General features: G+C 62.6%; 11 protein-coding genes. 9 read left to right on the top strand and 2 right to left on the bottom strand.

The window, feature by feature from the left end; all coding sequences use genetic code 11:
• The first annotated feature begins 6 nt into the window (after positions 1 to 6).
• The 5 genes from AB4O12_RS24900 (at position 7) to AB4O12_RS24880 (ending at position 6,806) form a co-directional block, all read left to right on the top strand.
• A complete protein-coding gene (locus AB4O12_RS24900) occupies positions 7 to 1,359 on the top strand; it encodes a 3-oxoacyl-ACP reductase (RefSeq protein ID WP_252887270.1) in 1,353 nt (450 codons plus the stop codon).
• 2 nt (positions 1,360 to 1,361) lie between these two features.
• Positions 1,362 to 2,216, top strand: a complete 855-nt coding sequence (locus AB4O12_RS24895; protein WP_310219093.1) for a MaoC family dehydratase — start codon at positions 1,362 to 1,364, stop codon at positions 2,214 to 2,216.
• Between the two features lie 303 nt (positions 2,217 to 2,519).
• Positions 2,520 to 4,118, top strand: a complete 1,599-nt coding sequence (locus AB4O12_RS24890; RefSeq protein ID WP_460059883.1) for a collagen-like triple helix repeat-containing protein — start codon at positions 2,520 to 2,522, stop codon at positions 4,116 to 4,118.
• Between the two features lie 134 nt (positions 4,119 to 4,252).
• Entirely contained in the window at positions 4,253 to 5,923 is a 1,671-nt protein-coding gene (locus tag AB4O12_RS24885) for a ShlB/FhaC/HecB family hemolysin secretion/activation protein (protein ID WP_056787743.1), read from the top strand.
• 520 nt (positions 5,924 to 6,443) lie between these two features.
• Positions 6,444 to 6,806, top strand: coding sequence for a DUF6124 family protein (locus AB4O12_RS24880; protein WP_016771835.1), 363 nt, complete (start codon positions 6,444 to 6,446; stop codon positions 6,804 to 6,806).
• Between the two features lie 777 nt (positions 6,807 to 7,583).
• On the opposite strand, the gene AB4O12_RS24875 is transcribed toward AB4O12_RS24880, so the two are convergent.
• Together AB4O12_RS24875 and AB4O12_RS24870 are read right to left on the bottom strand one after the other, a co-directional pair.
• Positions 7,584 to 7,991 (bottom strand): response regulator, encoded by a 408-nt coding sequence (locus AB4O12_RS24875; RefSeq protein WP_041480644.1) that lies wholly within the window; start codon positions 7,989 to 7,991, stop codon positions 7,584 to 7,586.
• 70 nt (positions 7,992 to 8,061) lie between these two features.
• Entirely contained in the window at positions 8,062 to 8,277 is a 216-nt protein-coding gene (locus tag AB4O12_RS24870; protein WP_370593582.1) for a Flp family type IVb pilin, read from the bottom strand.
• Positions 8,278 to 8,606: 329 nt separating this feature from the next.
• Here AB4O12_RS24870 and cpaB point away from each other — a divergent pair, with 329 nt between their 5' ends.
• From cpaB to AB4O12_RS24850, 4 genes are read left to right on the top strand one after another with little or no spacing between them, the layout of a single operon-like run.
• A complete protein-coding gene (gene cpaB, locus AB4O12_RS24865; RefSeq protein WP_460059882.1) occupies positions 8,607 to 9,548 on the top strand; it encodes a Flp pilus assembly protein CpaB in 942 nt (313 codons plus the stop codon).
• A gap of 20 nt (positions 9,549 to 9,568) precedes the next feature.
• Complete coding sequence (locus AB4O12_RS24860; RefSeq protein ID WP_122699975.1) at positions 9,569 to 10,786, top strand: type II and III secretion system protein family protein; 1,218 nt, start codon at positions 9,569 to 9,571, stop codon at positions 10,784 to 10,786.
• Positions 10,783 to 11,973 (top strand): pilus assembly protein, encoded by a 1,191-nt coding sequence (locus AB4O12_RS24855; RefSeq protein ID WP_056787738.1) that lies wholly within the window; start codon positions 10,783 to 10,785, stop codon positions 11,971 to 11,973. The genes AB4O12_RS24860 and AB4O12_RS24855 overlap by 4 nt, the downstream gene beginning before the upstream one ends.
• A complete protein-coding gene (locus tag AB4O12_RS24850) occupies positions 11,970 to 13,238 on the top strand; it encodes a CpaF family protein (RefSeq protein ID WP_041480648.1) in 1,269 nt (422 codons plus the stop codon). Before AB4O12_RS24855 ends, AB4O12_RS24850 begins: the two co-directional genes overlap by 4 nt.
• The last annotated feature ends 4 nt before the right edge of the window (positions 13,239 to 13,242 follow it).

Genomic DNA, 13,242 nt, shown 5'->3' with positions numbered 1-13,242 from the left:
CGTTCCATGTCTGACCGCTATATCGACTTCGCCAACTCATCCTTCGGCCATCGTCTGGTCGGGGCCTTGGGCCTGCCGTCGCCGGTGCGGCTGGAACGCTGGCAGGCGGGGCGTCTGCGGCCGATCGAGGGCGCCCTGTTGATCGGTGGCGGGCCGCTGGCCGAACGGATCAGCGTGTTTGCCAACCGCTTGACCGATGCAATCTACAGCTACGGCACCGAGCCCTCGCTGGCCACCGCGTGGATCCCCGGCCACGGGCCGAAACTCAAAGCGGTGGTGTTCGACGCCAGCGGTCTGCAACACACCGACCAGCTCAAGCAGTTGCGCGAGTTCTTCCAGCCATTGATGAAGAACCTCGACCATAGCGCGCACCTGGTGATTCTCGGCCGTGCTCCGGAAAGCCTGGGTGATCCGTTCGCCTCCAGTGCGCAGCGAGCACTCGAAGGCTTCTCGCGCTCGCTGGCCAAAGAGCTGCGCGGCGGTGGCACCTTGCAGTTGATCTACGTCGGCGAAGGTGCCGAGGATCAATTGGAAGGCCCGCTGCGATTTTTCCTCTCGCCGAAAAGCGCATTCGTTTCCGGCCAGGTGATTCGCCTGACCGCGTGCGCCACGCCAGTGACCGACTGGACCCGACCGCTGGCCGGGCGCAAGGCGCTGGTCACCGGTGCTGCGCGCGGCATCGGCGCGTCGATTGCCGAAACCCTCGCCCGCGATGGCGCCGAGGTGATTCTGCTCGACGTACCGCCGGCCAAAACCGATCTCGAAGCCCTCGCCGCGCGCCTCGGCGGCCGGGCGATCACCCTCGATATCTGCGCCGATGACGCCGCCGTGCACTTGATCGAACAGCTGCCCGACGGCCTCGACATCCTCGTGCACAACGCCGGCATCACCCGCGACAAAACCCTGGCCAACATGACCCCGGAATTCTGGGACGCGGTGCTGGCCGTCAACCTCAATGCCCCGCAAGTGCTGACCAAGGCGCTGCTCGACAGCGGCACCCTGCGCGACAACGCACGGGTGGTCCTGCTCGCCTCGATCAGCGGCATCGCCGGCAATCGCGGGCAAACCAATTACGCGGCGAGCAAGGCTGGCCTGATCGGTCTGGCCCAGGCATGGGCGCCAACGCTGCTGGAACGCGGCATCAGCATCAACGCCGTGGCCCCCGGTTTTATCGAAACCCAGATGACCGCGCACATTCCGTTCGGCCTGCGCGAGGCCGGGCGGCGCATGAGTTCGCTGGGCCAGGGTGGCTTGCCGCAGGACGTCGCCGAAGCCGTGGCGTGGCTGGCGCAACCGGGCACGGGCGCGTTCACCGGGCAAGCGCTGCGGGTTTGTGGGCAAAGTGTTCTGGGGGCATAAAGATGAGCATCGAATGGCACACGCTGGATCGCGAACCGAGTCTGCCCGCGCTGTACTCGCGGGCGGCGACGCGACGCAAAATCACCGGTACGCAACTGCCCGACAGCGGCCTGCGCTGCTGGGTTGATATCGACGGCAAGCGGCTGGCGGCTTATCGCAAGGTCTGCGGTTTCGTCGATGACGGCCTGCTGCCGCCGACCTATCCACACATCCTCGCCTTTGCCTTGCAGATGCAATTGCTCACGGCCAGGGATTTTCCCTTCCCGCTGCTCGGGCTGATTCACCTGAGCAACCGCATCCGCGTGCTGCGGCCGATGGGCGCGATGAGCCGCGCGCAAGTCAGCGTGCATGTGCACAATCTGCAACCGCACGCCAAAGGCGCGACGTTCGATCTGCTCACTACCCTGGACGATCAACTCGGGCCGCTGTGGGAAGCCGAAAGCCGGATGCTCTGTCGCGGGGTGAAACTCGAGGGCGAGGCGCTGGCACAGGACTGGCAGCCGTCGCAGGATTTGCTTGAGGTGACGCGTTGGACTGCGCCGGCCGATATCGGTCGCCAGTATGCGAAAGTCTCCGGCGACTACAACCCGATTCACCTGAGTGCAGCGAGCGCCAAGCTGTTCGGTTTTCCCACCGCGATCGCCCACGGACTGTGGAACAAGGCACGCACACTGGCGGCACTCTCTGATCACCTGCCCAAAGCCAACCTGGAAATCGCCGTGCACTTTCGCAAACCGGTGCGCCTGCCCAGTGAAGTGACATTGCTGGCCAGTGCCGCGGGCTCCAGCGGTGAGTTGCGTCTGATCGGCGCCGGCGACCTGGAACATATGGTCGGTCAGTGGCAACCGATCGCCTGATCTGGCGGGGCGGAAAAACCCGTTAATTGTGTATATATCACTTAAGTTTTTCCGCGCCCTGCCCGCTGCTTTGCAAAAAACCGAGCCTTGAATTTCAAGGCTTTTTTTTGCCCGTTTATTACCTGGGTATTAGTCCTTCGGCATAGCGCCGAGCCCTCTATATAAAGGGGTTAATACCAACTTGAGAATGGTGAAAAACCTGCCCTCGACTGAGATTACAGCCACGGACGAGGCATCGCCGACGACAGATCGGCGAGCCATCGAAGGCAACGTAACGTTGTGACAGGTGCAGGAATCTCAATCATGAAAACTCAAGTGATGTGGTCCAAATCGGCAATCGCGCTGGCACTGATTCTTTCGGTCGGCCTCGTCGGCTGCAGCAGCGGCGGTGGCGGCCATCGCAGCAGTTCGGGCAGCTCGACGGCGGACGGCACGGCGGGCACCGATGGCAGCGGTGGCGCGGGCGGCGGAACCGGCGGCGATACTGCCGGCACTGGTGGCACAGGTGGCACCGGCGGCGATACCGCAGGCACTGGTGGAACCGGTGGCACTGGCGGTACTGGCGGTACTGGCGGCGGCACCGATCCGACCAATCCAACCAATCCGACAGACCCGACCGATCCCACCAACCCGACCAATCCCGCTGCACCTTCGCTGGTGACCACAACACTTGTTCAGGATGTCGGCAAAACCGTCAGCGGTGTCGGCGATGGCGTCGGCCAGATCGGCGATTCGCTGAGCACTGTTCCGGTCGCTGGCGGCATCGTGCAAAGCCTGGCCAACACCACCGGCAACGTGGTCAGCACCTTGGGCGATGGCGTCACTGATGGCATCGGCAAACTGGCCACTGACCCCAATGGCCTGACCACCACCGTGGCCTCGGTTGGTGGCGTGGTTTCCGATGTTGGCGGCGGCGTGTCGGACCTCAGCGTCAAACTCAACACAGCGACCCGTAGCGTTCCTGTCGTTGGCGGTGTAGTCACCCGTGTGGCGCCGCTGGTCGATGGCATCGGCGAAAAAGTCACCATGCTTGGCGACACCCTCAACACCTCAATGACCAGCGGCCCGACCAGCCAGTTGACCGACAAGGTCGGCAGCGGCCTGGTACCGGTGATCGCCATGGTCGAAAGCACCACCGACAAACTCGGCGATGCCACCGGTCTGGGTGATCCGCTCAAAGGGGTGATCTCCAAGGTGGGCGGCACGGTGAACAGCCTTGGCGGCAAAGTCACCGACGCAGGCAGCGGCAATGCCCTGACCAACACCCTCGGCGGCGCCCTGAGCAACACCGGCACGGCGGTCGGCAAAGCGGGTGGTCTGGTGTCCAATGGCACTGGCTCGGGCAGTGGCGGCATCGGTGGCGGGCTGGGCGGCACCGGTCTGCTGCAAACTGTCGGTGGTGCGGTGGTCAACGTCGGCAGCGGTCTGAATGCCGGCAGCACCAGCGGCGTGGTCAGTGCCGGCGGCGTCACCGCCGGCGGGCTGGGCAACACGATTGCTTCGATCAACACCGTACTCGGTGGTTCGGGCACACCGATTACTGTATCCACCTCGCCGCTGGCCAGCGTCGGCGCCGCAGTCGGAGCCGGCCTCAATCCGGTCACCAGCGCGGTGACCACTGTCACTCAACAGGTCGGCGCCGCTACCGGTCTCGGCACTCCGGTGGCGGGTATCACAAGTCAGGTCGGCGCTGCGGTGGGCAATCTCGGCGGGGCGATCGCCGCAACCAACAACCCGGTCACCACAGCGGTCGGCGGTCTGGTTACCAACGTCGGCGGCACCGTGGCAGCGGTCGGTGGTCTGGTCAACAGCGGCACTGCCACTGGTGGCGGCACGGCAACCGGTGGCCTGGGCGGGGTACTCGGCGGCCTGACCGGCGCGTTGAGCGGCACTCAACGCTGAATTGCACCTGGCCGATTCGACGGCCTTACCTACAGCGCCTACGCTTGGTTGAGGGCGGAAGATTCCCACGAGTCTTCCGCCTTTTTTCTAAGGAAAAATCTGCCCTGTGCTGTGTTCTGACCATGGAGTGTCCTATGCGCGTACTGGCATCCCTGCTGTGCCTGAGCCTCAGTTCCGCTGCCCTCGCCGACACCTTGCCCAGCTTTCTCAACAGCAACGAAACCATCCGCAACCTGCCCGTTCCCAACCTGCCCGCCGACGCCTATCGCCCGAGCGCGGCGCCGCTGCAAGTGCCGGACCCGGGTGCGACCGCCGCGCAGCCACTGCTGATGGAAACCAAGGTCAACCTGAAGACCGTGCAGATCGAAGGCGGCACGATCTACCCGCTCAACGAACTCGCGGAAATCTACAAGCCCCTGATCGGCCGTCAGGCCAGCCTTGCCGAACTGATCGAAGCCACGCGCAACATCACCCGTCGCTATCAGCAGGACGGCTATCTGTTGTCCTACGCGTTCCTGCCGCAACAGAACTTCGATGACGGCGTGGCCCGCGTGGTGCTGGTCGAGGGCTATGTGCGCGATATCCAGATGCAGGGCGACATCGGTCGGGTCAAAGGCCTGCTCGATAAACTCGCCGCGAAAATCCAGGCCGAACGCCCGCTGACGCGCAAGACCTTCGAGCGCTACACCACGCTGATGAGCCGCATTCCCGGCGTGACGATTCAAGCGCAAGTGCCACCGCCGGGCACCACCGATGGCGCGACCACCCTGGTTGCCCAGGCCAGTCGCAAACCGTTCACCAGCACCCTGAGCACCACCGAAGACAACCGTAACGGCCCGCAAGCGTTGCTCGGTGTCAGCAGCAATTCGCAGACCTCGATGGGCGAACAGTTGAGCCTCAGCGGCCTGTTCCCACCGGGCGACGACAAAGAGCATTACTACCGTCTCGACTACAGCCAGTTCCTCGATACCGAAGGCACGCAACTCAACGTCTCGGCCTCGCGTTACCGCGCCGACCCGGACACCGAAGTGCTGGTCGGCGGTGGCGGACGCCTGAGTACCCACCGCGAGAACGATCGCTACTCGATCGGCTTCAGCACGCCCTTGATCGCCTCCGCCAACGAACTGCTGACCGCCGGCTCACGCCTGTATGCGGTCGACGACAAGACGCGCTACGACGGCATCAACTTTCCCTTCAGCACCGAACTGCGCACCGATGTCCGCGCCCTGGCTTTCGAAGGCGACTGGCGCAAGGCCGACGCCCGCCAACTGCGCATCCTCAGTGCCGGCGTCTACCAGGGCTTCGACAGCCTCGGCGCACACACCAACTACGACGACATCGACCTGGATTTTTTCCGCGTGCGCTTGTCCGGCGTGCAGAGCGACAAGTTCCTCGACAACTGGCAAGGCGTGCTCTCGGCGGCGCTGTACTGGAGCGACGACACCTTGCCCGACAGCGAACGCGCCGTGTTCGGCGGGCAGAACTTCGGCCGTGGCTACCCCGACGACCAGGCCTCGGGCGACAAGGGTTGGGGCGTGGCTTACGAGGTCAACTACAGCTTCAACCGCGACGGCAACTGGGTGCGCATCCTGCAACCCTACGTAGTTGTCGACCGCTCGCGCAGCTGGTTCAACCAACTGCCGGTGCAGGCCAACAACCTGTCATCCACCGCCGTCGGGCTGCGCTTTGGTGATGCCAAGTATTACAACGTGGCGCTGGAAGTGGCGAAGGCGATGTCGGATGAAGCACTGGATACGTTCAATCGCAAGCCTCGGTACAGCATCAGTTTCAGTTATCAGTTGTGATGGTCGAGCGATGTGTCAATCAGGATTTTTTTGACTGACGCACCGCCTTCGCGAGCAGGCTCGCTCCCACAGATTCGGCGGTGTTCATGGTTGCTGAGTACAACCGCCGTCCCTGTGTGAACGAGCCTGCTCGCGAAAGCGTTCGGCTATTCAACCGATTTATCGCAGCGCTTAAACCAGCCGTTTAAACACACGCCCCGTTACCTCGCAACAGCCCACAAATCCTTGCGCCATTGCCTACGGCTACGCCAGAATCCGCCGGCTTGTGCGCCTGGGGCGCGGGTTCTATCGTTTGCCTGCCACTGCTCATCAGTGGTCGGGTTTAGCAGCTCGCCGATACCACGTTGCACCAGTTCTATCAGTCTGGAATACATTCCTGTGCTTGATGGCGGCTGTGCGCAGGGCGCCCTCGGGCGCGCCGATTTCGTGGCTCATCGGTCTGCTAACCTGCGTCCAGCTGCCACCCTTATCGTTTAGCAGCGAGAGGTTGCGGCCCTTACTCCACAAGGAGACTGAGCCCGTGAAAAAGATAACGCCCGATCCACCCCTTGCCGATCCGACTTTCGCCGACCCGCTCGTCGAAGCGCAAAAGCTCAAGGAAGCCGCCGACCGCGCCATCGATTACTACCTCAACCCCCGCCTCATCAAAGACCCCGCCGCACCGCGCAAACCCAGCACCCTGTTCATCGTCGACCCGGCCGCGGACAACGAAACCCTGCTGGTGCATGCCTGCGAATCACTGGCCTCGGCGAGCATCATGGCCAGCGACCTCGCCGGATTTATCGATGGACCGCAGCGCAACTCCCTGTTGGGAATACAGCAGGTGATCATGCTGGGCGAACTGGCGGTCAACCGCGTACTGGACAGGCTTGTGCCGGAGTGACAAGAGCAAGAGGCTGGTTGCGAAGGTGGTGAGACAGGCAGAGCGTTGTTGGCTGGCTGGCCGTCTTCGCTGGCAAGCCAGCTCCCACAGGATTCATGTACATCAGGCAGGAATGGGTCGGCTGGCAGGGCGCTATCGCGAGCAGGCTCACTCCTACAGTTTTGATCGCGGGTGTTCAGTGAGAAACAGGTCGGCTGGCAGGGCGCCTTCGCGAGCAGGCTCGCTCCTACAGTTTGAATCGAGTACATCAGCGAGAAACAGGTCGGCAGGCAGACCGCCTTCGCTGGCAAGCCAGCTCCCACAGGATTGATGTAAATCAGGAAGAAATGGGTCGGCTGGCAGGCCGCCTTCGCGAGCAGGCTCGCTCCCACAAAAGCAAAAGCAAAAGCAAAGCAGCGCAGCTGCCCGCGGCGAAGCCGCCCCACTCAACAATGAGCGCAAGCTCGAGTGCTCTTGATCTTGATCCACCGGCGACGTCGGAAGGCTGAGTGGAGGGATTGATCTGGGCGTGGGAGCACAGCGACCGTCTGGCGCAGCCAGACACAGCGGAAGGAGGTGCAGCGAAGCAAACCGGAGCCGCTGCGCCCGGATCAGTCCCGGAGCGAAGGAACCCGAGCCTGCGAGGGCCGGACGCAGGAGCTAGCGTTTTTTGCTTACTTTTTTAGGCGCTTGTAAAAAAGTAAGTCGCCGTCAGGCGAAACCGCCAGCCGCAGCACCCGAAGCAACGGATACTCACCCAAACCCCCACCAACACGGTCGGCCCAAAGGCCGCCGAGTTCACCCACCCTGAACCTTAGGCTTGGGAAAAAGATTATCGAGAGTCTCCAACAACCTCACGTGATAAATCGGCTTGCGAAACAGATCCAGCACCTGCAACCGCAACATATCGCTGACATCCTCCATATCCGCATGCCCCGACATCACAATCACCGGCAAATGCGCCCGCGACGTATGCTCACGCAACCGCCTGATCAGCGACATGCCCGACTCCTCCGGCATACGCAGATCAGTAATCACCAAAGCAATATCCGGATGCCGGGTCAGATGATGCAGCGCGAGCTTCACCGACGTCGCGGTATGACAGACAAACCCCTCCCCCTCCAGCAACTCCGCCAACTCCAGCAACGCGTCTTCTTCATCATCAACCAGAAGCAGTTGTTGGCGGGGCGACGAAGACGCGTTCATAGGCAATACCTGAATACTGAAAGGTAAATCCAGTGTAGTGCGATATCAGCCAGGTGCAGTGTTCACAAGATCAGGGCGTTGGCCGAGTCACAGCCGTACCATCGAGCGAGGTCAGAATATTGTTGAAGATCGCCAATACCCTGTCTCCAAGCGGAGTGACGAACGCCACAACCACCACAGCCACCATCGCCACCACAATCGCATACTCGATCGCCGAAGCACCCTCTTCACTGCGGGCAAACGCGCGAGCCTTGGCGATCACATAATCAAAAGTCATACGAAACATAGGTCCACTCCTTCGCGCCTCTGGCGCCGACATCACCACCGCGGCAAGGTTCCACCGTGCCACCTGAGCATTGTCAACAAACCCCCGCCCAACAACTGTAAGAACGCATTAATCACAAAGCATTAATCCCAACGTGTCTCGGCCATTTCCCGCTGTTAACCGGCCAGACTCACACTTTGGTACGGTTATTTTGCCTGTCACTAATGGCGCTTTTGCTTGGATCAGCTAGCTTGGAAATAGCGAAATAGTTGCATGTTCATAGCTGCCGATTCAGTCCGCCTTTCGCAAGCAAATGCAGTCGGTTGTGCAGCAGGAAAGGGAGAGCCGTCATGAACAGTCGCGTCACCATGGGCCTAGCCGCGTTGCTGTTGCTCGGCGCGGTTTTTGTCGGTTACTGGGGGCTGGTGCTCAGTCGTCAGCCAGCCCCGATTGCCGAGGCGCCCGTCGCGCCCGCGGTCAGCGTTGAACAGACTGTCGCGATTGCCGAAGACCAGACCCGCCACCCGGTGGTGGTACTGCTCCACGATGTAGCGCCGTTCACGCCGTTGACCGCCGCCGATGTGACTGTGGAAAAACTGCGCAGCGCACCGGCCGGCAGCCTGACCAGCATCGAACAAGCAGTCGGCCGCACGCCTTGGCGCCACCTCAGCGCTGGCACCTGGCTCAATGACGAAAGCTTCCAGGCCGGCGGCGCGCTGGCGCGGATGATTCGCCGCGACGAGCGCGCGCTCACCGTGGCCGTCGATGAAGTGATCGGTGCCGCCGGGCAGTTGCTGCCGGGCGATTACGTCGATGTGCTGCTGTATCTGCGCGAGGACGCGAGCAATCTGCAGCAGTCGGCGCAGATCGCCGTTCCGGCCTTGCGCGTGCTCGGGGTCGGCGATCAGTACGGCCTGACCAACGACGGCCAACCGGCGACGCCCAGCCTCAGCGCCGAAGAAAAACTCAAACAGGACCAACGCCGCATCGCCGCGCGGACTGCGGTGCTGGCGGTGCCGGAACAACTGCTCAGCCGCCTGATGCTCGCCACTCAAGTCGGCACGTTGCGTCTCGCGGTGCGCAGCAGCGAAGAACAGCGGCTGGCCAAATATTGGGCCGGCGAAGCGCAATCGCCCGCGCATCTGGATCGCGCCAACAGCCAGCTCTTCCAGTTCACTCAACTCGCCCTGGGCAGCGCGCAAAAAGCACCTGCCACCGCCAGTGCCGACGCGGCGCCCAGGCCTGCGGTGGAAATCATTCGCGGCAACCAGATCAGCCAACAAACCCCATGACTGCGCAAGGATTCACGTGCATGCAGAGTCGACTCAGACCGACATTAAAACCGGCGCTCCGGGCCTTGCTGTTGTTGGGATTGACGATGGATACCGCCGTCGCGGCGGTGGGCAATTGCTCGGCACTGCCGCGCCTGCCCTCGGTGATCGAGATCGGTGAAGGCTTCCAGCAGGATATGCAGTCACCGGTGGCAATCACTCGGCTGGCAGTGGGCGACCCGAAAATTGCCGACGTGCATGCCAATGGCGGTTCGTCCTTTTTGCTCACGGGCGTCGGCCCCGGCGCGACCAGCCTGATGGTCTGGACGGCCTGCTCGGCGCAGCCGCAGCAAGCCATGGTCTTTGTCCAGGGCGCGGCGACCACGGCGCTGACCAGCAGCGTGCCGTCGGACGATCCGACCCTGCCGTCGCAAGTGCAGACCGACATCCGCTTCGTCGAAGTCAGCCGCACCAAACTCAAGGAAGCCACGGCGTCGCTGATCGGCACGCGCGGCAATTTCCTGTTCGGTTCGCCCGGCACGCTGCCACCGATCGACGGCGTGCCGCAGCCGCGCCTGCCGGTGGATAACTCGCTGTTCAATTTTTCCTGGGTCGGCGGCAAGACCATGGCGATCATCAACGCCCTGGAAACCAGCGGCTTCGCCTACACCCTGGCGCGACCAAGTCTGGTGGCGTTGAACGGGCAGAGTGCGAGCTTCCTGGCCGGCGGAGAAATCCCGATTCCGGTGCCCAGTTCCGGCAGCGACAGCGTGTCGATCGAGTACAAGGAATTTGGCATCCGCCTGACCCTGACGCCAACCATCATCGGCCGCGACCGCATCGCGCTGAAGGTCGCCCCGGAGGTCAGCGAACTGGATTTTGCCAACGCGGTGAACATCGCCGGCACCACCGTTCCGGCGCTGACCATCCGCCGGACCGACACCAGCGTGTCGCTGGGTGATGGCGAAAGTTTCGTCATCAGCGGTTTGATCAGCACCACCAACAGCTCGCAAGTGAACAAGTTTCCAGGCCTGGGCGACATTCCCATCCTCGGCGCGTTTTTCAAGGGTTCGCAAATCAAACGCGAAGAGCGCGAACTGCTGATGATCGTCACCCCGCATCTGGTCCAGCCATTGGCGGCGGACGCGCGACTGCCGTCATTGCCGGGGGAGAAACTGCGCAATTACGACCCGAATTTCTATCGCATGTTCTTCCTCGAGAACGGTAACTTCGACAAGCGCAGCGGATTGTCGCAATGAGCCAGAATCTCAGTCAGACCTTCCTCGCCATCACCCGCAACAGCACCGATCTGGAATGGCTGCAAAGCGCACTCGCGCCACTGGGCCAGGTGGTCAGCGCCGGTGCCGGCAGCCTCGACGAACTGCTCGCACTGGTCGATGTGACGTTCGCCAATCTGGTCTTCGTCGGTCTCGATCGCGAGCATGTCGTGGCGCAAAGTGCGCTGATCGAAGGTGCGCTGGAAGCCAAGCCGATGCTGGCAATCGTCGCCCTCGGCGACGGCATGGACAATCAACTGGTGCTCAATGCGATGCGCGCCGGCGCGCGGGATTTCGTCGCCTATGGCTCACGTTCAAGCGAAGTCGCCGGGCTGGTGCGGCGCCTGGGCAAACGCCTGCCCGCCGTCACTCCCAACACGCAGCTGGGCGGGCTTACCGTGATGTACGGCGTGCAGAGCAGCTCCGACGGTGCCTTGCTCGCCAATCACATGGCCATGGTGGTGCAGAAGAGCGGCCAGCAAACCTTGCTGCTCGATCTCGGCCTGCCCCGTGGCGACAGCCTGGCGTTGTTGGGGCTGGAGAGTTCGTTTCACTTTGGCGATGCCCTGCGTCATTTGCGCCGGCTCGACGCTACGCTGATCGACAGCGCTTTCACCAGCGCCGACCACGGCCTGCGCATTCTTGCCTACGCCAACACTGACGAGCCGCTGGAAACCACCAGCGCCGCCGAGCTGTACATGCTGCTCAGCGCCTTGCGCCAGCACTTTCAGCACATTGTCGTGAACCTCACCGGGCAGGCCGACAGTGAGGCATTGCGCACCTTCGTCAGCCATTGCGACAAACTGCTGTGGTACACCGACCAGAACGTACTCAACTGCCGACGCAACCTCGCCGTGCTTAACCAGTGGCGCGAAAAAGGCATGAAACTCGAGCACGGGCGCTTGCTGATCGATCGCTACCTGAGCAACGTCGCGCCGGATGCCGAGACCTTGGGCAAGACCTTCAATCTGGAAGTCATCGCCGTGCTGGCGTTCAGTCCCGACGTGCGCCTGAACGCGAAAAACCAGGGCGTCAGCCTGTTCGAACTGGCGCCCAGGGAGAAACTCACCCAGAGCCTGCGCACCCTCGGCGAGCGCTTGGCGAAACGCTCAGAAGGCCTGAGCAAACCGAAAGTCACCTGGTTCGACCGTCTGCGAGGCCACTCATGAGCGCAGAAAAACTCTTTGGCGCAACGTCGCACGGAGCGATCGGCAACAGCGACCACGAAGGCCTGAAACTGGTCCTGCACCGCTACATCATCGACGCCATCGAGGAGTCGGGGAAAAACCTGCTGGAAGGTTCGCGCCAGCAACTGGCGCAGTTCGTCACCGACAAGGTCGCCGAATACATCGCGCGTTTGCACTTGGCGATCTCGCGCTACGAAATGGAGCGCCTCGGCGAAGAAATCGTCGACGAACTCACCGGATTCGGCCCACTGGAAGTCCTGCTGCGTGACCCGTCGGTGACGGAAATTCTGGTCAACGGCCCGCACCGGGTGTTCATCGAGCGCGACGGCGTATTGCATCAAAGCGATCTGCGTTTTATCGATGCGCATCACGTCGAGCGGGTCATGCAACGCATCCTTGCGCCGCTCGGGCGCCGCCTCGATGAGTCCTCGCCGATGGTCGATGCGCGCCTGCCGGACGGCAGCCGGGTCAACGCGATCATCCCGCCGATTGCCCTCGACGGCCCGTGCCTGTCGATCCGCAAGTTCCGCAAGGACATGCTCAAGAGCACCGACCTGATGGCGATGCAGACCATCGATCTGGCGATTTTCGAATTCCTGCAGAACGCCGTGGGCAAGCGCTGCAACATCCTGATCAGCGGCGGCACCGGCACCGGCAAGACCACGCTGCTGAACATCCTCAGCCAGTTGATCAACCCGCACGAACGGCTGGTGACCATCGAAGACGTCGCCGAACTGCAACTCGGCCATCCGCATGTGGTGCGTCTGGAAACCCGTCCGCCCAACGCTGAGGGGCATGGCGAGGTCAAGGCCAGCGACCTGATTCGCAACGCCCTGCGCATGCGTCCTGACCGGATCATCCTCGGCGAGATCCGAGGCGTCGAAGTGGTCGACGTGCTCACCGCGATGAACACCGGTCACGACGGTTCGATGAGCACCGTGCACGCCAACAACGCCCAGGACGCGTTGCTGCGCCTGGAGACTCTGGTCGGCCTGACCGGACGCTCGATTGCCGAACGCACCTTGCGTCAGATGATCTGCGCCGCCCTCGACGTGATCATTCAACTGACACGCATGCCCGATGGCCGGCGCTGCGTCAGTGAAGTGGTGGAAGTGGTCGGCATTCGCGAGGACGTCTACGTCACCAACACCCTGTTCCGCCTCGACCGCCGCACGGGGTTCGGTTTTGTGCGCGAAGCGGTCAACCCGGCCGGCGACAAGCTGCGCCACGACGCTCACCTGGGCTGACGGC

This window comes from Pseudomonas sp. S2_A05, from assembly GCF_054668485.1.
This window is presented reverse-complemented; position numbering and strand designations above follow the sequence as displayed.